Source organism: Proteus genomosp. 4 str. ATCC 51469 (assembly GCF_003144375.1).
Taxonomy (GTDB): Bacteria; Pseudomonadota; Gammaproteobacteria; order Enterobacterales; family Enterobacteriaceae; genus Proteus.
In genome coordinates this window covers 323,448-344,674 of sequence record NZ_PENV01000001.1, presented here as the reverse complement: position 1 = coordinate 344,674, position 21,227 = coordinate 323,448, and the positions used below count along the sequence as shown (strand labels likewise).

Sequence of the window (21,227 nt, the reverse complement as noted above, 5' to 3'; positions counted from 1 at the left end):
CTAGATTTCATTGGCGCGATAGGTGTTCATGGTAATCAACACAATGTTAGCAACAAGCAATCTCAAAGGGTAGTTCTAGCGGTATTGTTCCATTTTCACTATTAAGTGGTAAGAAGCGGATTGCATAACGATTTTTATGACCAGATACTTGAGGGTAGATCTGGTGGTCAATGGCAATTTTAAGACGTAGCAATTCACCTTCTTCAGCACTATCTTGGTAAAAACCACGATGGCTTAACGCTGGTTTAAAAGTATCTGATTGGCGAATAAGCGTTAGTAAGCTATTTAATGCATTTTGTAATGGTAACAAGCCTGTCATCCAGTTTTGTAATCTTTCATCACGGATGGTTTGAGGTAAACTTAACCACAAATGCAATGCTGGCACATCAAAGTTACAGCATCCACCAGGAATGCTTAGGCGCTGTTTGACTAAACTAATCACTTTATCTTGTTTTAAGTGCTGACCAATTCGCGGAGCTTGACTTAATACCGCTGCATTTTCGGCCAGTTCATTAATAATTTGAGTGACAATTTCTTTATCAACATTAGGAAATGAAAGCCATTGTTGTAATTTTTTTTGTCTTTTTTCTAATTCTTTAAGTAGTTCAGCACGAATTTCACCACGATCAAGCACTTCAATAAATTCTGATATCGCGCGGAAAAAAGAGAGTGCGGTAGGTAATGAATCAATTGTCCGAAAACTGTTAATTTGAATTAATGAGTTTTCAATTCTAAGCCATGAACGCATTTTTTCATTTAAGGGATGTTCGAAGATGATAGTTGTGATGTCATCACTCATGGCTGTTGTCCTGTAACGCTTGTTGAGCTAATTCTAAGTAATGCTGATGGAGTTGCTTAACTTTGCCAATTATATTTTGGCTATTATCGTGATTTTCAATAATATCATCAGCAGCGGCTAATCGTTCTTGTCTTTGAGCTTGTGCCTTTAAAATATTGAGCACTTGCTCTCGGCTTACGCCATCCCGTTTCATTGTTCTTGCTATTTGTTCTTCTTGGGTGACATCAACGACAAGAACACGAGAGGCTAAGTGAGTTAATTTATTTTCAATTAATAAAGGAACAACCCAAATAAAATAAGGGGTTTTAATTTGTTGTATTTGTCTTTGAGTCTCTTGCTGTATCAAAGGGTGAAGAAGATTATTGACCCAAGTTTTTTCTTCATCATTTTGAAAAATAATCTGGCGTAGCTGAGCTCGATTTAATGAACCATCAGGCAATAAAATGTTGTCACCAAAATGTTGATGTAGCGCATTTAGCCCAAAGGAGTGAGGTTCTACCACTAATCGAGCAATAACATCAGCATCAACAAGAGGCACACCTAATGAGGCAAAAGCATTAGCAATAGTGGTTTTACCACTACCTATTCCGCCTGTAAGAGCAACCGTATAAGCCATTGTGTTTATCTATTTTTAATGAATTAAAATTTGCTATTAGTATGGATATTCTAAAGCCTAATTTTGTTTTTATCACAAGATAATAACCGCAATATTTAGGTTTTATTCGGTTATTATGATAGATGATTTTCTGCTACCCTGACATCCTACCTCATAATCAGTAATAGAATTATCATCAATCAATCACTTAGCAAGAAAGATCACAATAGCATATTACTCATAAAATTTGTGATTCACTGTATAGTATCACCTAACTGTAATATAGGAAGATACATAGCCATGATTAATGTACCAATAATCAATGCAATTATCGCCATTAACATCGGCTCTAACCATGTACTGATAGTATTTAATTGTTCTTCAAGCTGATGATAAAACCAATCACTTAATTGTTGACAAAAATAGAGTAACTGTCCTGAATTTTCTGCACAAATGATAAATTGATGACAAATGGGAGGAAAATAAGACGCATTTTTCATAAATAAACTTAATGATTTTCCTTGCGTAATGTGTTCACTCATTTGTAATAGCTGACGTTTATAAATGGGATGTGCAAGTTGTTCTATAATAATCGTTAAGCCTTGTAATAATGGTAAACCAGCTTGTTGTGTAATACTTATTATCTGAAAAATAAGATAGAGTTGATGGTGTTTTAATAGCGTACCGAAATAAGGTAGATGAAGAAAAATAGCTTGTTCATAATAATAAAAGAGTGGTGAATAATGCCGGATAAAATGATAAAGCAATATTAGGCCAATAAAGGAAACGAGCATTATAAAAATATAGTTAGAAAACCATTTTGAGAAAGCAATTAATGCTAATGTTAAATCAGGAAGCTCAGTATTAAAGGCACTGTATAAGGATTGATATTCTGGTAAAACATATAACAACATAATACTGGTAATAGAAAATAAAATAACCAATAAAAAAAGTGGATATTTAAAAGATTTTTTGATTTTTTTAACTATTTCTTGTTGTTTTTTTAATTGTGTTATTTGAAGTGTTATGACTTCATTTAACTTTCCGCTTTCTTCGCCAATAAAAATAAAGCGTACTAATGAAAGTGGAAAATAAACGGGATAACGGCTTAACTGTTTTGATAATGTACCGCCTTGCATTAAGTTAAAAATAATATCATCTAATACACATTGCCAATGAACATAACGACACTCATTTTTTAATAGTGTTAAAGCAGGTAAAAGTGCTAAACCTGAGTGAAGTAATAATGCGAGTTGTTCAAGTAATTGAATACGATATTTTTTATCACTTTCTTGGAATATCACGATTTTGTATAAATGTATTTTTATGGGAATTTTTTGTTGCTGTGTTAATTTAATAAAAACATCATTATTTGATGATGCGAGAATGTTTCCTGAACACCATTCGCCTTGATAGCTCAATGCATCGTAATGATAAATTTGCTGTAATCTCATTCAATATCCCCCAGTGTTTGATAAACCTCCTCAAGTGTTGTTATCCCTTGTTTAATTAATAGAAAACCTGAATGGAGTAAATTATAGGGAGATGCATGTGCTTGTTTTGTTGGTTCAAAACAGTCATAGATTGCTGTTCTTCCTTTATAGCCAGAACTGCATTGCTGGCAACCTATTGCTTGCCAATTCGGTAATTCAATGATTTCTTCATTGATATTAATCTGTTTTTTATTGGGTAAGCAGGTTTTACAATGTGAGCATAAACAGCGCACTAATCGCTGTGAAATAATCAAACTAATACAAGAGTGAATAAGATCTTTTGCAATGCCTAAATTATGTAGGCGCATTAAGGTGGCATCTGTGGAGTTAGTGTGTAATGTGGATAAAACAAGATGTCCTGTTTGTGCTGTTTTTATTGCCATTTCAGCAGTGGGGGGATCGCGAATTTCACCCACCATTATAATATCGGGATCTTGACGTAATAATGCGCGTAGTATTGTCGTAAATGTGATCCCCATTTTTTCACAAATCTGAATTTGATTAATACCATCTAGTGGTAATTCGATGGGATCTTCAACACTATTTATATTACGGTTATCTTTGTTTAAATAATGTAAGCAACTATATAAAGTTAGTGTTTTTCCACTACCTGTTGGGCCTGTGACTAAAATCATACCTTGCGGTAAATTTAAATATTTTTTTAATAGTGTTAAATGAGATGGTTGAAATCCTAAATGGTTTAATTCAGGTTGTTGGAGGTTATTAATAAGGCGCAAAACGATTTTTTCACCATAAAGAGTGGGAAGTGTAGCTATTCGTATTGAATAGTTTTTATCATGATAAGACCAAGTAAATTGACCATCCTGAGGTAATCGTTTTTCTGTAATATTTAAGTTAGCCAATATTTTTAAACGCGTTACTATTTCTTCTGAGAATTCATCCGGAGGTGGAGAAAATAAATATAAATGGTTATCTATTCTGGCTCTAATTCTAAAATTGAATTGTTGAGGTTCAATATGTAAATCAGAAACACGCATTAAAATGCTATGGCGTAATAGATGTTCAATAAATTCTGTTGCTGAGTATGTGATATCCATTATTCACCTTTTTATATTTACTTTATTTGCGTTGTTTTAATACAGGAACATTCGATACGAATGTTCCCCAATATCCATAATGTATTAATATGATTTGAATATTTCAGTGCATTGCTTTTGTAACCTAGTATTAGTGGCGGAGCATTGTGTCCTCCATATAGGAAGATAATCTCCCGCATTTTTTTCTAAAGACATAACAATCGTTAGGCCTTCAAGTTGTGCTTTCCCGGTTGCATTAATGACACCATTTAATACAGATACTTCAGAAAGATATCGACTGCGAAATTGTGGTGGCATAAATGTTGAGTCAGAATCGCAATGGTGAAGTTCATTTTCATAACGACATAATTCAACGGCTGAGCGATAAGGGGAGAGCGTTTGTAAAATATCGGTTAAAGCCGCTTTTTGGATATAGCCTTGATAAGCGGGAATAGCGACAGAGCTTAGAATAGAAATAATGGCAATGACAATCATGAGTTCCATAAGGGTAAAGCCATTTTCAGATGAGTGATAATTAAGTGCGTTCATCTAGCGTCCTCCTTGATTAATAGACACTAGAAGTATGAAAAAAAAGGACTTTATTGGCGAATAGATAAAATAAAATTTGAGTAAAATATCGAAAAGAAAACAGAGTTATACAAAATTAACCTTTATTATTAAGAGAAAGTTCGCATTTATTGATGAATATGAGTTAATAAAATTATTGATAATAGCTAAAACATAGTAGAAGAGGGTTGATGTGGAAATTAAACAAGGTTGGCTTATTGATGCAAGAAAAGTACCTTCACCAAATCATGATAAAAGGCCTGAAGGCGAAGCCCCCTCTTTACTGATTGTTCACAATATCAGTTTGCCACCAGGTCAATTTGGTGGGCCTTATATTGATAGGTTATTTACCAATACGTTATCAGAGGAAGATCATCCTTTTTTTAGTGAAATAATCGGCTTAAGAGTATCTGCTCATTGTCTTATTCGGCGTGATGGTGAAATTGTGCAATATGTGCCTTTTACAGATAGAGCGTGGCATGCGGGCGTTTCTTTATATAAAGGTAGAGAAAAGTGCAATGATTTCTCTATTGGTATAGAGCTTGAAGGCACTGATAATTGTGATTTTACACCAAACCAATATCAGCAATTAGCCAAGATAACTCAATCACTTATTACGCTTTATCCTGCCATTAAAGAGAACATTACAGGGCATAGTGATGTTGCACCAAATAGAAAAACAGATCCAGGGCCTCACTTTGATTGGGACTATTTTCATAGTTTGTTAACGAAATAACAGAGATGGATGAATTAAAAACTGATTATAATGATTGTTTATTCAGTTAATTATTGCTGTCACGCTTCAGTTTGACTGTTTATGTGTTTAAAAAACGTTAAAAAATTTATTTTTAACGTTTCAGTATAATGCGATCTAGTTATCACTTTTGATGAATTTTTAAAATAATTTGTTAAAATTTGCAGGTTTTTATGATTTCGCTCAACAACTGTATGGACAGTTAGTGAATACTTTGTTACTTTATTATCCGTTATATTAAATTGGTATTACCAATTGACAACTCAATCACAAAGGTAATAGTTATCCAATAATGGCTTCCAGCAATATGGCTTATACAAAAATCCGTCAACCTAAGCTTTCTGATGTCATTGAGCAACAGCTTGAGCATCTGATTTTAGAAGGCACTCTGCGTCCAGGAGAAAAACTCTTACCTGAGCGTGAGCTGGCGAAGCAATTTGATGTATCCCGCCCTTCATTGCGTGAAGCTATCCAAAAATTAGAAGCTAAAGGTTTTTTACTTCGTCGCCAAGGCGGTGGAACATTTGTTCAGCATAATCTCTGGCAAAGTTTTAGTGATCCTTTAGCTCAACTGCTTAGCGGACATCCCGAATCTCAATTTGATCTCTTAGAAACGCGCCATGCCCTTGAAGGCATTGCTGCTTATTATGCAGCGTTACGCGGTACTGATGAAGATCTTGCTCGTATCAAAGCAAGCCATGATTGTATTTTGAAGGCCCACGAAAAGGGTGATTTGGTCGCTGAGTCTGAAGCTGTATTGCAATATCAATTAATTGTCACGGAAGCTGCTCATAATGTTGTTCTATTACATTTATTAAGATGCATGGTACCTATGCTTGAGCAGAATATCCGCCAGAATTTTGAGTTTCTTTACACTCGTAAAGAGATGTTAACTGCCGTAAGTGAGCATCGTAGTCAGATTTATCAGGCTATTATTAATAGAGAGCCAGAGGTAGCGCGTGAAGCTTCACATCGCCATTTAGCCTTTATTGAAGATGTTTTGTTGGATATGAGTCGTGAACATACTCGCCGTGAGCGCTCTTTGCGCCGGCTCCAACAACACCCTGATTTATTTTAGTAGCACAGATCCTGACCGCTGAGTCTGTACTACCTATCTCCCTGTGATTTTCAGGGATAGCGGTAATAACAGCAGGGTCTATCTTCCCGTCATATCAAATGGGTATAACGGGAAGATAGACTCCCATAACCATTAAAAACAGATAACAGATAAGGAATACACCATGTCAGATATGCTGAAAAATGACGTGGATCCGATCGAAACTCGCGACTGGTTACAAGCGATCGACTCGGTCATCCGTGAAGAAGGTGTTGAGCGTGCACAGTTCCTGATTGATCAGGTATTAAAACAAGCCCGTAATGGCGGTCTTAATATTGCTTTAGGCGGCTCTGTACACAGTGATTATATCAATACCATTCCTGCTGAAGATGAACCCGCTTACCCTGGCAATCTGGAATTAGAGCGTCGTATTCGTTCTGCTATTCGCTGGAACGCAGTAATGATGGTTCTGCGTGCATCCAAAAAAGATTTGGAACTCGGCGGACACATGGCGTCATTCCAATCTTCTGCAACGTTATATGAAGTGTGTTTTAACCACTTCTTCCGTGCTCAAAATGAAACTGATGGCGGCGACTTAGTTTACTTCCAAGGACATATCTCCCCAGGTATCTATGCACGCGCATTCTTAGAAGGTCGTTTAACAGAAGAACAATTAAACAACTTCCGTCAAGAAATTGGTGGTAAAGGTTTATCTTCTTATCCACACCCTAAATTAATGCCTGAATTCTGGCAGTTCCCAACTGTTTCTATGGGTCTGGGGCCTCTATCTGCAATTTATCAAGCTAAATTCCTGAAATATTTAAATCACCGTGGCTTAAAAGATACGACTAAACAAACTGTTTATGCGTTCTTAGGCGATGGCGAAATGGACGAACCAGAATCTAAAGGTGCAATCACCATCGCAGTTCGCGAAAAATTAGATAACCTGTGCTTCGTTGTTAACTGTAACTTACAACGTCTTGATGGCCCAGTTACAGGTAACGGCAAAATTGTTAACGAATTAGAAGGTATCTTTGCTGGTGCTGGCTGGAACGTTATCAAAGTAATGTGGGGCGATCGTTGGGATGAGCTTCTGCGTAAAGACACCTCTGGTAAACTCATTCAATTAATGAATGAAACGCTGGATGGTGATTACCAGACATTTAAATCTCGTGATGGCGCTTATGTTCGTGAGCATTTCTTCAATCGTTACCCAGAAACTGCTGCATTAGTTAAAGATATGACTGATGATGAAATCTGGGCATTAAACCGTGGTGGTCACGATCCGAAGAAAGTTTTTGCTGCATTCCAAAAAGCAAAAGACACTCAAAACAAACCAACTGTTATTTTAGCTCAAACCATTAAAGGTTATGGTATGGGTGAAACAGCAGAAGGTAAAAACATTGCTCACCAAGTTAAAAAAATGAACATGGATGGCGTTCACCATTTCCGTGATCGTTTCAATATTCCAGTTGCTGATGAGCAAATCAAAGACCTGCCTTATATTACTTTTGACAAAGAGTCAGAAGAATACAAATACCTACACGCACGTCGTCAGGATTTAGGCGGTTACTTGCCAGCACGTCGTCCTCGTTTTGAAGAAAAACTGGATATTCCGACACTGGAAGATTTCAGCCAATTACTGGAAGAACAATCTAAAGAGATTTCTACAACTATCGCATTCGTTCGTGCACTGAACGTAATGTTGAAAAATAAATCTATCAAAGATCGTTTAGTTCCAATTATTGCTGACGAAGCACGTACTTTCGGTATGGAAGGCCTGTTCCGTCAAATCGGTATTTATAGCCCGAATGGCCAGCAATATACGCCTCAAGATCGTGAGCAAGTTGCTTACTATAAAGAAGACGTTAAAGGTCAAATTCTGCAAGAAGGTATCAACGAACTGGGTGCTGGCGCATCTTGGTTAGCAGCTGCAACATCTTACAGCACTAACAACCTGCCAATGATCCCATTCTATATCTACTACTCAATGTTTGGTTTCCAACGTATTGGCGACCTATGCTGGGCAGCAGGTGACCAACAAGCTCGTGGCTTCTTAGTGGGTGGTACTTCAGGCCGTACAACACTTAACGGTGAAGGTTTACAACACGAAGATGGTCATAGTCATATTCAATCGCTGACTATCCCTAACTGTATCTCTTATGATCCAGCATTTGCTTATGAAGTTGCTGTTATCATGCAAGATGGTTTAGAGCGTATGTATGGTGATAAACAAGAAAACGTTTATTACTACATCACTACACTCAATGAAAACTACCATATGCCAGCAATGCCAGCCGGTGTTGAAGAAGGTATCCGTAAAGGTATCTACAAACTGGAATCACTGGAAGGCGCGAAAGGTAAAGTTCAGTTACTGGGTTCAGGTTCTATTCTGCGTCACGTTCGTGAAGCAGCACAAATCCTGTCTACTGAATACGGTATTGGTTCTGATGTTTATAGCGTAACTTCATTCACTGAACTGGCTCGTGATGGTCAAGACTGTGAGCGTTGGAACATGCTACACCCATCTGAAGCACCGCGTGTACCTTACATCGCTCAAATTATGAATGATGCACCAGCTGTAGCCTCTACTGACTATATGAAACTGTTCGCTGAACAAGTTCGTACTTATGTACCAGCAGATGATTACCGCGTATTAGGTACAGATGGTTTCGGTCGTTCTGATAGCCGTGAAAACCTGCGTCACCACTTCGAAGTTGATACTTCTTATGTGATTGTTGCTGCATTAGGTGAATTAGCTAAACGTGGTGAGATTGATGTGAAGGTTGTTGAAGAAGCAATCAATAAATACAACATCAACCCTGAAAAAGTAAACCCACGTCTGGCGTAAGAGGTAAAGTGAATGTCTATTGAAATTAAAGTCCCAGATATCGGTGCTGATGAAGTTGAAGTCACCGAAGTGATGGTGAAAGTGGGCGACCGTATTGAGGAAGAACAATCCTTAATTACTGTAGAAGGCGACAAAGCTTCTATGGAAGTCCCATCACCACAAGCGGGTGTAGTGAAAGAGATCAAAATTGCTGTGGGCGATAAAGTCCAAACTGGTTCTCTTATCATGATTTTTGAAGCAGAAGGTGCCGCGCAAGCTGCACCAGCTCAAGCAGCTGCTCCTGCGCCAGCAGCAGCGCCTGCAACGGCAGAATTAAAAGAAGTTCATGTACCAGATATCGGCGGTGACGAAGTTGAAGTTACCGAAGTGATGGTAAAAGTGGGCGATAGCGTTGCTGAAGAACAATCGCTGATCACTGTAGAAGGTGATAAAGCTTCTATGGAAGTTCCAGCTCCATTTGCTGGCGTTGTGAAAGAAATTAAAATCGCAACTGGTGATAAAGTGAGCACAGGCTCTCTTATCATGGTATTTGAAGTTGCAGGTAGCGCACCTGTTGCTCAAGTAGCACCAGCTCCAGCAGCATCTGCACCAGCAACATCTGCTGTGAAAGAAGTGAATGTACCAGATATCGGTGGTGACGAAGTTGAAGTTACTGAAGTGATGGTTAAAGTAGGTGATTCCATCTCTGAAGAACAATCACTGATCACCGTTGAAGGTGATAAAGCTTCTATGGAAGTTCCAGCACCATTTGCAGGTGTGGTTAAAGAGATCAAAATTGCAGTGGGCGACAAAGTGAAAACTGGCTCACTGATCATGACGTTTGAAGTTGCCGGTGCAGCACCTGTTGCTCAAGCAGCACCAGCGGCAGCCGCACCAGCACCAGCAAGTTCTGCACCAGCAGCACCTGCTAAAGCACAAGCAACTGCACCAGCAGCAAAAGAAGAATTCGTTGAAAATGATGCTTACGTTCATGCAACACCTGTTATTCGTCGCTTAGCGCGTGAATTTGGTGTGAATTTAGCGAAAGTGAAAGGTACTGGTCGTAAAGGCCGTATCTTACGTGAAGACGTTCAGTCTTACGTGAAAGAGTTAATTAAACGTGCTGAATCAGCGCCAGAAAATGCAGGTGGCGGATTACCAGGCATGTTACCTTGGCCGAAAGTTGACTTCAGCAAGTTTGGTGAAATTGAAGAAGTTGAATTAAGCCGTATCCAGAAAATCTCTGGTGCTAACTTAAGCCGTAACTGGGTGATGATCCCTCACGTAAATCTGTTCGATGAAGCAGATATCACTGAGGTTGAAGAATTCCGTAAACAGCAAAATAAAGAAGCAGAGAAGAAAAAACTGGATGTTAAGATCACTCCGTTAGTCTTCGTGATGAAAGCAGCAGCAAAAGCACTGGCAGATATGCCACGCTTTAACAGCTCTATCTCTGAAGATGGACAGAAACTGATCCTGAAAAAATACATCAATATCGGTATTGCTGTAGATACACCTAACGGTTTAGTTGTTCCTGTTTTCAAAGATGTTAACAAAAAAGGCATTATCGAACTGTCTTATGAGTTAGCTGAAGTTTCTAAGAAAGCACGTGCAGGTAAACTGACAGCTGCGGATATGCAAGGCGGATGTTTCACAATTTCTAGCCTTGGTGGTATCGGTACTACCGGTTTTGCACCAATCGTTAACGCACCAGAAGTTGCGATTATGGGACTTTCCCGTTCTTCTATGAAACCTGTATGGAATGGTAAAGAGTTCGTACCACGCTTGATTCTACCAATGTCATTATCTTTCGATCACCGTGTGATCGATGGTGCTGATGGTGCTCGATTTATCACTCTGATTAATCAGTACATGAGCGATTTACGTCGTTTGGTAATGTAATTATTTAAACCGGTGCTTAGCGCCGGTTTCTCTGATTACGATGATGGATTTTACAGTCATACATCTTAGGTTGTGAGATCCGTCATGTTAGAGCGCTTTTCAGTTTATTAACATTTCTGTAAACTGCATGCGGTATGTAAGTCTCGGTGTTAAATATGGATTTTCGTCTGACTCGCCGGACAAATAAATAATGAGGTCACGATGAGTACTGAAATTAAAGCACAGGTAGTGGTTCTCGGTGCAGGCCCTGCGGGTTATTCCGCGGCGTTCCGTTGCGCTGACTTAGGTTTAGAAACAGTTTTAGTTGAACGTCACTCTACTTTAGGTGGTGTTTGTCTGAACGTGGGTTGTATCCCTTCTAAAGCGTTACTCCACGTTGCTAAAGTTATCGAAGAAGCGAAAGCATTATCTGAACACGGTGTTGTTTTTGATGCACCAAAAACAGATATCGACAAAATTCGCATCTGGAAAGACAAAGTTATTTCTCAATTAACCGGTGGCTTAGCGGGCATGGCTAAAGGCCGTAAAGTGACTGTTGTTAATGGCGAAGCACGATTCACTGGTTCTCACACATTGTCTGTTGAAGGTGGTGAGGGTACAACTACCATCACTTTTGAAAATGCAATCGTTGCTGCCGGCTCACGTCCAATCGAATTACCATTTATTCCACATGAAGACCCACGAGTATGGGATTCAACAGATGCGCTGCAACTGAAAACCGTACCAGAGCGTTTACTGGTTATGGGTGGCGGTATCATCGGTCTGGAAATGGGAACTGTTTATCACTCTCTGGGTTCTCAGATTGACGTGGTTGAAATGTTTGATCAGGTTATTCCTGCTGCTGATAAAGACGTGGTTAAAGTATTTACCAAACGTATCAGCAAGAAATTTAACCTGATGCTAGAAACCAAAGTAACTGCGGTTGAAGCAAAAGAAGATGGCATCTACGTAACGATGGAAGGCAAAAAAGCCCCAGCAGAACCACAACGTTACGATGCAGTATTGGTTGCTATCGGTCGTGTACCTAACGGTAAATTATTAGACGCAGGTAAAGCAGGCATCGAAGTTGATGATCGTGGCTTTATCCATGTTGACAAACAAATGCGTACTAATGTACCTCACATCTTTGCTATCGGAGACATTGTTGGTCAACCAATGCTGGCTCACAAAGGTGTTCATGAAGGTCACGTTGCAGCAGAAGTTATTTCTGGTAAAAAACATTACTTCGATCCTAAAGTTATTCCATCAATCGCTTATACTGAACCAGAAGTTGCATGGGTTGGTATGACAGAAAAAGAAGCGAAAGAGAAAGGCGTTAGCTATGAAGTGGCTTCTTTCCCATGGGCTGCATCAGGCCGTGCAATCGCATCAGATTGTGCTGATGGTATGACTAAACTGATTTTCGACAAAGAAACTAACCGTGTTATCGGTGGTGCAATTGTTGGTTCTAACGGTGGTGAACTGTTAGGTGAAATTGGTCTGGCAATCGAAATGGGTTGTGATGCTGAAGATATCGCATTAACTATCCACGCTCACCCAACGTTATACGAATCAATTGGTATGGCTGCGGAAGTATTTGAAGGTAGCATCACTGACCTGCCAAATCCAAAAGCGAAAAAGAAAAAATAAGCGACTTTTTACTGGAAACAGTTTTGCTGAAAATAGCTTTACTGAAAACAGTTTACTAAAGTAGTTTAAATGATAAGGGCTAAGTTCTTTATGGAACTTGGCTCTTTTTTTATATTTTTTATTGAAATGCTGATCGCCTTCTACTGTGTGATGCTGGTTATTTTGTGTGATTGATGTTTATTTGGCCGTAAATTTTACTTTAGTGCTAATTTGGGTATGAAAAAAACTATAAAAAGTGTGGTTATTAACCAAAATCTTGGTTAAAAGTCTCTGTTATATATTTTGTTTAAGTGTTTTAATCTGAATAAGTGGATATTTGAATCTGATTAATGTTACTTTTATGTGAACGAATTAACATCGTGTTGAAGATTTGCTATGCTGATAGCCCTTAGCTGGGCATAATTTCACAACCTCTTATGTTTTATGCGAGCAAAAGATCCTCTGACCTGGCACCTTATTAACAAGGTGCAGACAGCCGGGTTATACAAAATGACAAAGAAGCGAGGAGACAGTCGTGCTAGAAGAATACCGTAAGCACGTAGCAGAGCGTGCAGCTGAAGGTGTCGTTCCAAAACCTCTCGATGCCACACAAACAGCCGCACTTGTTGAGCTATTAAAAAATCCCCCTAAAGGTGAAGAAGAATTTCTTCTTGATTTAATTGTTAACCGTGTTCCACCCGGAGTTGATGAAGCTGCCTATGTTAAGGCGGGTTTTTTAACTGCCCTCGCGAAAGGCGAAACCACATCACCTCTTATCTCGCCAGAAAAAGCCGTTGAATTATTAGGTACCATGCAAGGTGGCTATAATATTCATGCTTTAATTGAATCTCTGGATAACGACAAATTAGCCCCAATTGCAGCCAAAGCGCTTTCTCACACATTACTAATGTTCGATAACTTCTATGATGTTGAAGAAAAAGCCAAAGCAGGCAATGTGTATGCTAAACAGATTATGCAATCTTGGGCTGATGCAACGTGGTTTACTGAACGTCCAGAATTAGCAGAAAAAATTACTGTTACCGTATTTAAAGTCACTGGTGAAACCAATACCGATGACTTATCTCCAGCTCCAGATGCTTGGTCTCGCCCAGATATCCCATTACATGCTTTAGCCATGTTAAAAAATGCGCGTGAAGGGATTGAACCTGACCAACCGGGTAGTGTTGGTCCTATCAAACAAATCGAAGCATTAAATAAAAAAGGCTTCCCTCTAGCTTATGTTGGTGACGTTGTAGGGACTGGTTCTTCTCGTAAATCAGCGACAAACTCCGTGCTTTGGTTTATGGGGGATGATATTCCATTCGTTCCTAATAAACGCGGTGGTGGGGTTGTTCTCGGTGGTAAAATTGCACCTATCTTCTTTAACACAATGGAAGACGCAGGTGCATTGCCTATCGAAGTTGATGTTTCTAAATTAAATATGGGTGATGTTATTGATATTTACCCATATAAAGGTGAAATTCGTAACCATGAAACGAATGAGTTACTAGAAACCTTTGAACTGAAAACAGAAGTATTAATTGATGAAGTTCGTGCTGGTGGTCGTATTCCATTGATCATTGGTCGTGGATTAACTTCAAAAGCACGTGAATCACTAGGCTTACCCGTTAGCACACTATTCCGACATGCTAAACCTGTTGAAGAAAGCAACCGTGGTTTCTCATTAGCTCAGAAAATGGTAGGTCGTGCTTGTGGTCGTACAGGTATTCGTCCTGGCGAATATTGTGAGCCAAAAATGACTTCAGTAGGTTCACAAGACACAACGGGTCCAATGACTCGTGATGAGCTAAAAGACTTAGCTTGCCTTGGTTTCTCTGCTGATTTAGTAATGCAATCATTCTGTCATACTGCTGCTTATCCAAAACCGGTAGACGTTACAACGCATCACACTTTGCCTGACTTTATTATGAACCGTGGTGGTGTTTCACTGCGTCCGGGCGATGGTATTATCCACTCATGGTTAAACCGTATGTTATTACCTGATACTGTTGGTACGGGTGGTGACTCGCATACTCGTTTCCCTATTGGTATCTCATTCCCTGCAGGCTCTGGCCTAGTCGCTTTTGCTGCAGCAACAGGGGTTATGCCATTAGATATGCCAGAATCTGTTCTGGTACGTTTTAAAGGCGAAATGCAACCAGGTGTGACACTGCGTGATTTAGTTCATGCTATTCCTTATTACGCGATCCAAGATGGTTTACTGACAGTTGAGAAAAAAGGTAAGAAAAATATTTTCTCTGGTCGTATTCTTGAGATTGAAGGCTTACCAGAGCTGAAAGTAGAACAAGCATTTGAGCTTGCTGATGCATCAGCAGAACGTTCAGCTGCGGGTTGTACCATTAAACTGGATAAAGCGCCTATCATTGAGTACCTCCAGTCTAACATTATCTTATTGAAATGGATGATATCTGAAGGTTATGGCGATCGTCGTACTATTGAACGTCGTATTACTTCAATGGAAAACTGGTTGAAAGATCCGCAATTACTTGAAGCGGATGCTGATGCAGAATATGCCGCAGTGATCGAAATTGATTTAAATGAGATCAAAGAGCCAATTCTATGTGCGCCTAACGATCCAGATGATGCTCGCTTACTATCTGAAGTGGCAAACAGCAAAATTGATGAAGTGTTTATTGGTTCTTGTATGACTAACATTGGTCACTTCCGTGCTGCGGGTAAACTGCTTGATCAACACAAAGGTCAATTACCAACACGTTTATGGGTTGCTCCACCAACAAAAATGGATGCGGCACAATTAACGGAAGAGGGCTATTATAGCGTCTTTGGTAAGAGTGGAGCACGTATCGAAGTACCTGGTTGTTCACTGTGTATGGGGAACCAAGCGCGTGTTGCTGATGGTGCAACTGTTGTTTCAACCTCGACACGAAACTTCCCTAACCGCTTAGGTACAGGTGCAAATGTGTATCTTGCTTCAGCAGAACTTGCGGCAGTTGCGTCATTATTAGGTCGTTTGCCTGAGCCACAAGAGTATCTCGACTTTATGAATAAAGTTGATGAAACCGCAGAAGATACTTATCGCTATCTGAACTTTGATCAACTTGCTCAATATACAGATAAAGCAGACCAAGTTATTTTCCAAACAACGGTATAACGATTAATTTATTGCTTTAAACGTATTTAATATGAACAAACGGGAGGCTAATACCTCCCGTTTTTTGTTATTTTTGTCATAATAAGAATAAGGTATTTTTTTATTAAAAAAGCGGTAGCTTAATAAGGGGCGTACACCATGGACTATGAATTTCAGCGAGACCTCACTGGCGGTATACTAGCCCGTTTTTCGATGGATCATGAAGCGATAGGCTATTGGCTGAATGATGAAATTCAGGGCGATATTAGTCTGATAGATCAAATTCTTGAAGAGATGGATGGTATTAAAGGCAGTGAAAGACAGTGGGAGCTAATTGGTAAAGAATATAGCCTTTCGATTGATGATGAAGAAGTAATGATAAGAGCCAATACTTTGCATTTTGAAACAGATGAAATGGAAGAGGGCATGAGCTATTACGATAACGAAAGTATCTCTTTTTGTGGTTTAGATGATTTTGCTACCATGCTACAGAAATATCGGTTATTTATTCTGGAAAATAAAGAAAATTAACAAATACTATATATTTTTTGAATAAATCTGCCACAATATATTACTGAATTGCTATTCTTCTATTATATTTTTAAGATTTAAAAGGTGGTCTAATGAATGAATTACCTGTTAGTTTAGATGAAGCATCAGGTTGGTTTGCCGCAAATCAGGATCTCTTTATTCAATATGCTGTGAATATTGTAGCCGCATTTTTGATCTTATTTATTGGTCTTTTTGTCGCAAAAATGATCGGTAAAGGTGTCGCAAGAGTTCTTACATTGCGTCATATTGATGCTACTGTTGTGACATTTTTATCTGTTTTAGTTCGTTATACTGTTGTTGCTTTTACCTTAATTGCCGTACTAGGACGATTAGGTGTTCAAACTGCGTCGGTTATCGCGGTATTAGGTGCTGCTGGTTTGGCGGTTGGTTTAGCCTTACAAGGATCACTATCTAACTTTGCAGCGGGCGTATTAATTGTTATCTTCCGTCCGATCCGCACAGATGAATATGTCATGATTGGCTCTGTAGAAGGTACGGTAAGAGATGTACAAATTTTCTCTACCACATTACGCTCAGCCGATGACAGAATTATCGTTATTCCAAATAGCAAAATTATCAGTAGTGAAGTGATTAACTTAAGCCGTGAGCCTAATCGTCGTACACAAATTATTGTTGGTGTGGCTTATGATGCTGATATTGATAAAGTAAAACAAGTATTGGGTGATGTCGTTGCGAAAGACAAACGTATTCAACACGATAAAGGCGTAACTATCCGTTTGCATGAAATGGCACCGTCTTCATTAAACTTTGTGGTACGTGTTTGGACAACCAATGGAGATGCATGGCCTGTTTATTGGGATCTAATGGAAGATTTTAAACGAGCATTAGATGCAAACAATATTGGAATTCCATTCCCACAAATGGATGTTTATATGCATCAAACACAAAGTGCGACAGCGAAAGCAGAATAGTCTCACAGGAATAGATGACACAGAGCCACGTTAATAACGTGGCTTTTTTGTATGATAAGAAATAAGAAAGGAAGAATAATGAGATAACACAGACTATAAAAGGGATTAAGTATTAAAAATGGAGATAATCTTAAGGAGTTTCTTTTTTGTTTTTCATTATGCTGATGGCTATCTTGTTTTTTCTTTGGCGCTATTATTATTGTGGTATTCACATAAAGTAGCTAAAAAGCGAACACGTATTATCTTATTTATTACTGCATTAATTGTGGTAACACCTCATATTACTATCTGGTCTAATTTTATTTTTATTCTATTAATGAATATGGTTATTTCATCTTATTAACCTTACTGAGATTATTATTTTTATCTATTTTATGGTCATTAGTTTTTCTTATTATCAATAAGAATGATTCATTTCCTCTAATATCAAAATCCCTCTATTATTCAGCTAATATCTAACGAATAATTATTAAGGTATTTTGCATGTTTACAACTTTTTTTCAGGGTTTTTTATTGAGTGCGGCCATGATTTTACCTATAGGTGCTCAGAATGCTTTTGTTTTACAGCAAGGGAGTAAAAAACAATTTCATTTAATGAGTGCATTTTTATGCGCTTTAAGTGATGTTGTATTAATAACAGCAGGTGTTTTTGGTGGCAGTGCATTGCTTAGTCAATCAGAAACACTTTTATTATTGATCACATGGGGAGGAGTGGTATTTTTACTTTGGTATGGTTGGAATGCATTTAAAACAGCTCTTTCAAAAGATATCGAATTATCACAAAGTGAAAATCAGGTAAAAAGCCGTTGGCGTGTGATTGTGACATTAATTGCCGTAACTTGGCTTAATCCTCATGTTTATTTAGATACTTTTGTTGTGATAGGCAGTATAGGTGGACAATTAACCACAGAGCTTCGCCCTTGGTTTACAATTGGTGCGGTATTTGCCTCTATAAGTTGGTTTTTCGCATTATCACTACTTGCGGCTTGGTTTTCTCCAATATTAAGCAAAACACGCTCTCAACGCATTATTAATTTGTTTGTAGGATGTGTGATGTGGTTTATTGCTGTTCAATTAGCAGCACAAGGATGGAAAACTCTCTTTTAATCTTAAAGAACTTTACATCATATATGCTAATGTTCTTCTTAGTCCTAAAAACAGGACATTAAAATTAATTTTGTCAGGGGGTTTTTTGTGAAATTAAGAGCGATTGTATTAGCATCCGTGTTTACGCTGGGATTACCTTCCATTGCGCTAGCCGCTTCGGAGCCAGAAGGACCACATATTACAACATCGGGTAATGCGACAATTAAAGCAGCTCCTGATATGGCGACATTAAATATTCAGGTTAATGAAAGAGCAAAAGATGCGGCTCAGGCTAAGAAACAAGTCGATGAGCGTGTTGCAAAATATTTTGCCTTCTTAAAAGAAAATGGTGTTGTGAAGGAAGATATCGACGCTGCTAATATCCGTACTCAACCAAACTATGAGTATGATAAAAAAGCAGAGCGTTCGGTGATTAATGGTTATACAGCAACACGTACTGTGAATGTCAAAATTAAGAAATTAGAACAGCTTAATACGTTACTTGATGGCGCATTAGCGGCTGGTTTAAATGAAATTAATAACGTTGAGTTTGGCGTAAATAATCCAGAACAATACAAAGTAAAAGCACGAGAAGTAGCCATTAAAAATGCCATTGATCAAGCAACCTCTGTTGCAAAAGGTTTTGGTGCTGATTTAGGTGCAGTCTATAGTGTAAGCTATCGTGCGCCAGAAGCGACACCTTATCCAATCGCACAAGTACGTATGGATGCAATGGCATTAAAAGCCCAAGCACCAGCGGCAGTGCAAGAAACTTATGAACAACAAAGTATCGAATTTAAAGATTATGTAGATGTTGTTTTTGAACTAAAACGCACTAAATAATTATGTTACGGTAAAAATAAAATAGGCTTCTTAGAGAAGCCTATTTTTTGTGTTAAAAGATGAAATAACCGTGTTACTCTTCACCTTGTTTTAAAACCTTACGGCCAAAATCAATCAGTGCATCTGTCACTTTTCTCATCGTTCTACTTTCTGGTGCAAAGCGATGCCAATAAAGCATACGCCGCTGGCAAAGTCCCGGAGTTAAATCAACCAGCTCTCCACTCTTTAACTCATTAGCAATTTGTAGATGAGGGATCATGCAACATGTCGAACCTTGTTTTGCTAATTGCACAAATGCTTCAGAAGAATTAACGATATGGCAAGGTACGCTACCCGGAGATAAACCAAAGTTTTGCTGTAAAAATGCTTGATGCATATCATCAAGATGGTCAAATGCGACTGCAGGGGCTTTTAATAACGATGACTTAGTTACGCCATTTGCAAAATAACGCTGAGCAAAATCAGGAGAGGCCACAAATAGATAATCAAGAGCGCCTAATTGATCAACAAGGCAACTTGGTAATGCTTGTGGTTGAATACTGATTGCACCAACTACTTCGCCTCTTCTTAAGCGCTCTTGTGTTCGCGTTTCATCTTCAACTTGTATATTAAGCCGAATAGGCAGTTGTGTTAAAACTGGGTGCAAAGCGGGTAATAACCACGTTGCCAAACTATCAGCATTCACCGCCAAAGAGAGTAAAAGCGGTGTGGAGCCACTATTTTCATCACCCAACCATTGTTCTTCAAGTAATTCTACTTGATGCAATAATGCCAATAGTTTTTGCCCTTGCTCTGTGGGTTGAGGGGGAACAGTTCGCACTAATAATGGTTGGCCGAATAAGTTTTCTAATTGTTTAATACGCTGTGAAACGGCAGATTGTGTAATACATAACTTTTGTGCAGCTCTTTCAAAACCACGTTCGCGAATGACGGCATCAAGGGCTTGTAATGCTCGATAATCAGGGCGTTTCATTAACAGACTCTCTTTGATTTTATATTCTGTTGCTTACTATGCCATATTTTTTGTTGTAATGAGTTAAAATGTTGCTTCTCAGTTTTTGATGTGTCTCGTGCTAGTTTTGAATGCAATATGCTATTCTTAGTCCATTAACGTGATAAATAAGGTTTTTTTAAATGACTCAGGATGAATTGAAAAAAGCAGTGGGTTGGGCGGCGCTTGAATATGTAAAACCCGGTACTATCGTGGGAGTAGGAACAGGCTCCACAGCTTCTCATTTTATTGACGCATTAGCGACAATGAAAGGTCAAATTGAAGGTACGGTTTCAAGTTCAGAAGCATCAACAGCAAAACTAAAAAGTTACGGCATTCCTGTTTTTGACTGTAATGAAGTCGATTCTTTAGATATCTATGTTGATGGTGCTGATGAAATCAACCACCATATGCAAATGATCAAAGGTGGCGGTGCGGCATTAACGAGAGAAAAAATTATTGCAGGTGTAGCAAAAACATTTATCTGTATCGTTGATGAATCTAAACAAGTGGATGTATTAGGTAAATTTCCTCTACCTGTTGAAGTTATTCCAATGGCGCGCTCTTATGTAGCTCGTGAATTGGTTAAATTGGGTGGTTTGCCTGAATATCGTGAAAACGTGGTAACAGATAATGGAAACGTTATTTTAGACGTTCATAACTTAACAATTCTTAACCCTATTGAACTGGAAAATAAAATTAACAGTATTCCAGGCGTGGTTACAGTAGGATTATTTGCTAATCGTGGTGCAAATGTCGTTTTAATGGGAACATCTGAAGGCGTTAAAACTATTAAGTAAGATGACTAAAAAGAGGTGGCGATGGCGACCTCTTTTTAAAATTATTTTAGAAACTGCAAATTCAGTGATATATATCACACCATAGTTATATCTCTCTTTAAAATCCTGCCTTTTTCAAAGTCAAAATCATTTTACTCGGTAGAAAATCGCTTTCTTTATCGCTTATTCTGTCATCACTGCAATCGGTTGTATTGCCACAAACTCTATTTTTGTTATGTTGTTGAGACAGGATTTTGTTTTTCATTAAATGTAACAACGATAGGGCAGGG

General features: G+C 38.5%; 18 protein-coding genes. 12 read left to right on the top strand and 6 right to left on the bottom strand.

Annotated features, from left to right (window positions below; all coding sequences use genetic code 11):
- Window positions 1–46: 46 nt before the first annotated feature.
- The 5 genes from zapD to ppdD all read right to left on the bottom strand — a co-directional run bounded on the left by zapD (window position 47) and on the right by ppdD (window position 4,473).
- Window positions 47–799 carry a cell division protein ZapD gene (gene zapD / locus DK866_RS01615; RefSeq protein WP_109407452.1) on the bottom strand — a complete coding sequence of 251 codons (753 nt, stop codon included), beginning with the start codon at window positions 797–799 and terminating at the stop codon, window positions 47–49.
- On the bottom strand, window positions 792–1,415 hold the full coding sequence (gene coaE, locus DK866_RS01610; protein WP_109407451.1) for a dephospho-CoA kinase: 624 nt from the start codon (window positions 1,413–1,415) through the stop codon (window positions 792–794). The genes zapD and coaE overlap by 8 nt, the downstream gene beginning before the upstream one ends.
- Before the next feature lie 233 nt (window positions 1,416–1,648).
- Window positions 1,649–2,848 (bottom strand): type II secretion system F family protein, encoded by a 1,200-nt coding sequence (locus DK866_RS01605; protein ID WP_109407450.1) that lies wholly within the window; start codon window positions 2,846–2,848, stop codon window positions 1,649–1,651.
- Complete coding sequence (locus tag DK866_RS01600; RefSeq protein ID WP_208105209.1) at window positions 2,845–3,945, bottom strand: ATPase, T2SS/T4P/T4SS family; 1,101 nt, start codon at window positions 3,943–3,945, stop codon at window positions 2,845–2,847. The genes DK866_RS01605 and DK866_RS01600 overlap by 4 nt, the downstream gene beginning before the upstream one ends.
- A gap of 84 nt (window positions 3,946–4,029) precedes the next feature.
- Window positions 4,030–4,473 (bottom strand): prepilin peptidase-dependent pilin, encoded by a 444-nt coding sequence (ppdD, locus tag DK866_RS01595; protein WP_109407448.1) that lies wholly within the window; start codon window positions 4,471–4,473, stop codon window positions 4,030–4,032.
- A gap of 211 nt (window positions 4,474–4,684) precedes the next feature.
- Between ppdD and ampD the strand changes: the two genes are divergently transcribed.
- The 11 genes from ampD to DK866_RS01540 all read left to right on the top strand — a co-directional run bounded on the left by ampD (window position 4,685) and on the right by DK866_RS01540 (window position 19,167).
- A complete protein-coding gene (gene ampD / locus DK866_RS01590; protein ID WP_109407447.1) occupies window positions 4,685–5,227 on the top strand; it encodes a 1,6-anhydro-N-acetylmuramyl-L-alanine amidase AmpD in 543 nt (180 codons plus the stop codon).
- A gap of 325 nt (window positions 5,228–5,552) precedes the next feature.
- Window positions 5,553–6,323, top strand: coding sequence for a pyruvate dehydrogenase complex transcriptional repressor PdhR (pdhR, locus tag DK866_RS01585; RefSeq protein WP_072069345.1), 771 nt, complete (start codon window positions 5,553–5,555; stop codon window positions 6,321–6,323).
- Window positions 6,324–6,486: 163 nt separating this feature from the next.
- On the top strand, window positions 6,487–9,153 hold the full coding sequence (gene aceE / locus DK866_RS01580) for a pyruvate dehydrogenase (acetyl-transferring), homodimeric type (RefSeq protein ID WP_109407446.1): 2,667 nt from the start codon (window positions 6,487–6,489) through the stop codon (window positions 9,151–9,153).
- 12 nt (window positions 9,154–9,165) lie between these two features.
- On the top strand, window positions 9,166–11,034 hold the full coding sequence (gene aceF / locus DK866_RS01575) for a pyruvate dehydrogenase complex dihydrolipoyllysine-residue acetyltransferase (protein WP_109407445.1): 1,869 nt from the start codon (window positions 9,166–9,168) through the stop codon (window positions 11,032–11,034).
- 201 nt (window positions 11,035–11,235) lie between these two features.
- Window positions 11,236–12,663, top strand: a complete 1,428-nt coding sequence (gene lpdA / locus DK866_RS01570) for a dihydrolipoyl dehydrogenase (protein ID WP_072063363.1) — start codon at window positions 11,236–11,238, stop codon at window positions 12,661–12,663.
- Between the two features lie 514 nt (window positions 12,664–13,177).
- Complete coding sequence (acnB, locus tag DK866_RS01565) at window positions 13,178–15,775, top strand: bifunctional aconitate hydratase 2/2-methylisocitrate dehydratase (RefSeq protein WP_109407444.1); 2,598 nt, start codon at window positions 13,178–13,180, stop codon at window positions 15,773–15,775.
- A gap of 138 nt (window positions 15,776–15,913) precedes the next feature.
- Window positions 15,914–16,285, top strand: coding sequence for a YacL family protein (locus tag DK866_RS01560; RefSeq protein WP_109407443.1), 372 nt, complete (start codon window positions 15,914–15,916; stop codon window positions 16,283–16,285).
- A gap of 92 nt (window positions 16,286–16,377) precedes the next feature.
- The gene (mscS, locus tag DK866_RS01555) at window positions 16,378–17,238 is read left to right on the top strand and encodes a small-conductance mechanosensitive channel MscS (RefSeq protein WP_109407442.1); all 861 of its coding nucleotides are present in this window, start codon (window positions 16,378–16,380) and stop codon (window positions 17,236–17,238) included.
- A gap of 118 nt (window positions 17,239–17,356) precedes the next feature.
- On the top strand, window positions 17,357–17,581 hold the full coding sequence (locus tag DK866_RS01550; protein ID WP_109407441.1) for a hypothetical protein: 225 nt from the start codon (window positions 17,357–17,359) through the stop codon (window positions 17,579–17,581).
- A 140-nt stretch (window positions 17,582–17,721) separates the two neighbouring features.
- Complete coding sequence (gene argO / locus DK866_RS01545) at window positions 17,722–18,345, top strand: arginine exporter ArgO (protein WP_109407440.1); 624 nt, start codon at window positions 17,722–17,724, stop codon at window positions 18,343–18,345.
- Window positions 18,346–18,432: 87 nt separating this feature from the next.
- Window positions 18,433–19,167, top strand: coding sequence for an oxidative stress defense protein (locus DK866_RS01540; RefSeq protein ID WP_109407439.1), 735 nt, complete (start codon window positions 18,433–18,435; stop codon window positions 19,165–19,167).
- A gap of 73 nt (window positions 19,168–19,240) precedes the next feature.
- Here DK866_RS01540 and DK866_RS01535 read toward each other — a convergent pair whose 3' ends face one another.
- Window positions 19,241–20,140, bottom strand: a complete 900-nt coding sequence (locus DK866_RS01535) for a LysR family transcriptional regulator ArgP (RefSeq protein WP_109407438.1) — start codon at window positions 20,138–20,140, stop codon at window positions 19,241–19,243.
- Window positions 20,141–20,301: 161 nt separating this feature from the next.
- On the opposite strand from DK866_RS01535, the gene rpiA reads away from it, so the two are divergent.
- Window positions 20,302–20,958 (top strand): ribose-5-phosphate isomerase RpiA, encoded by a 657-nt coding sequence (gene rpiA, locus DK866_RS01530; protein WP_072063358.1) that lies wholly within the window; start codon window positions 20,302–20,304, stop codon window positions 20,956–20,958.
- Window positions 20,959–21,227 lie beyond the last annotated feature (269 nt).

What these genes read in the sequence shown, in the direction of transcription:
- zapD (WP_109407452.1), bottom strand. Translation starts at nt 799, where the DNA reads ATGAGTGATGACATCACAACTATCATCTTCGAACATCCCTTAAATGAA.
- coaE (WP_109407451.1), bottom strand. Translation starts at nt 1,415, where the DNA reads ATGGCTTATACGGTTGCTCTTACAGGCGGAATAGGTAGTGGTAAAACC.
- DK866_RS01605 (WP_109407450.1), bottom strand. Translation starts at nt 2,848, where the DNA reads ATGAGATTACAGCAAATTTATCATTACGATGCATTGAGCTATCAAGGC.
- DK866_RS01600 (WP_208105209.1), bottom strand. Translation starts at nt 3,945, where the DNA reads ATGGATATCACATACTCAGCAACAGAATTTATTGAACATCTATTACGC.
- ppdD (WP_109407448.1), bottom strand. Translation starts at nt 4,473, where the DNA reads ATGAACGCACTTAATTATCACTCATCTGAAAATGGCTTTACCCTTATG.
- pdhR (WP_072069345.1), top strand. Translation starts at nt 5,553, where the DNA reads ATGGCTTATACAAAAATCCGTCAACCTAAGCTTTCTGATGTCATTGAG.
- aceE (WP_109407446.1), top strand. Translation starts at nt 6,487, where the DNA reads ATGTCAGATATGCTGAAAAATGACGTGGATCCGATCGAAACTCGCGAC.
- aceF (WP_109407445.1), top strand. Translation starts at nt 9,166, where the DNA reads ATGTCTATTGAAATTAAAGTCCCAGATATCGGTGCTGATGAAGTTGAA.
- lpdA (WP_072063363.1), top strand. Translation starts at nt 11,236, where the DNA reads ATGAGTACTGAAATTAAAGCACAGGTAGTGGTTCTCGGTGCAGGCCCT.
- DK866_RS01560 (WP_109407443.1), top strand. Translation starts at nt 15,914, where the DNA reads ATGGACTATGAATTTCAGCGAGACCTCACTGGCGGTATACTAGCCCGT.
- mscS (WP_109407442.1), top strand. Translation starts at nt 16,378, where the DNA reads ATGAATGAATTACCTGTTAGTTTAGATGAAGCATCAGGTTGGTTTGCC.
- DK866_RS01550 (WP_109407441.1), top strand. Translation starts at nt 17,357, where the DNA reads ATGGAGATAATCTTAAGGAGTTTCTTTTTTGTTTTTCATTATGCTGAT.
- argO (WP_109407440.1), top strand. Translation starts at nt 17,722, where the DNA reads ATGTTTACAACTTTTTTTCAGGGTTTTTTATTGAGTGCGGCCATGATT.
- DK866_RS01535 (WP_109407438.1), bottom strand. Translation starts at nt 20,140, where the DNA reads ATGAAACGCCCTGATTATCGAGCATTACAAGCCCTTGATGCCGTCATT.
- rpiA (WP_072063358.1), top strand. Translation starts at nt 20,302, where the DNA reads ATGACTCAGGATGAATTGAAAAAAGCAGTGGGTTGGGCGGCGCTTGAA.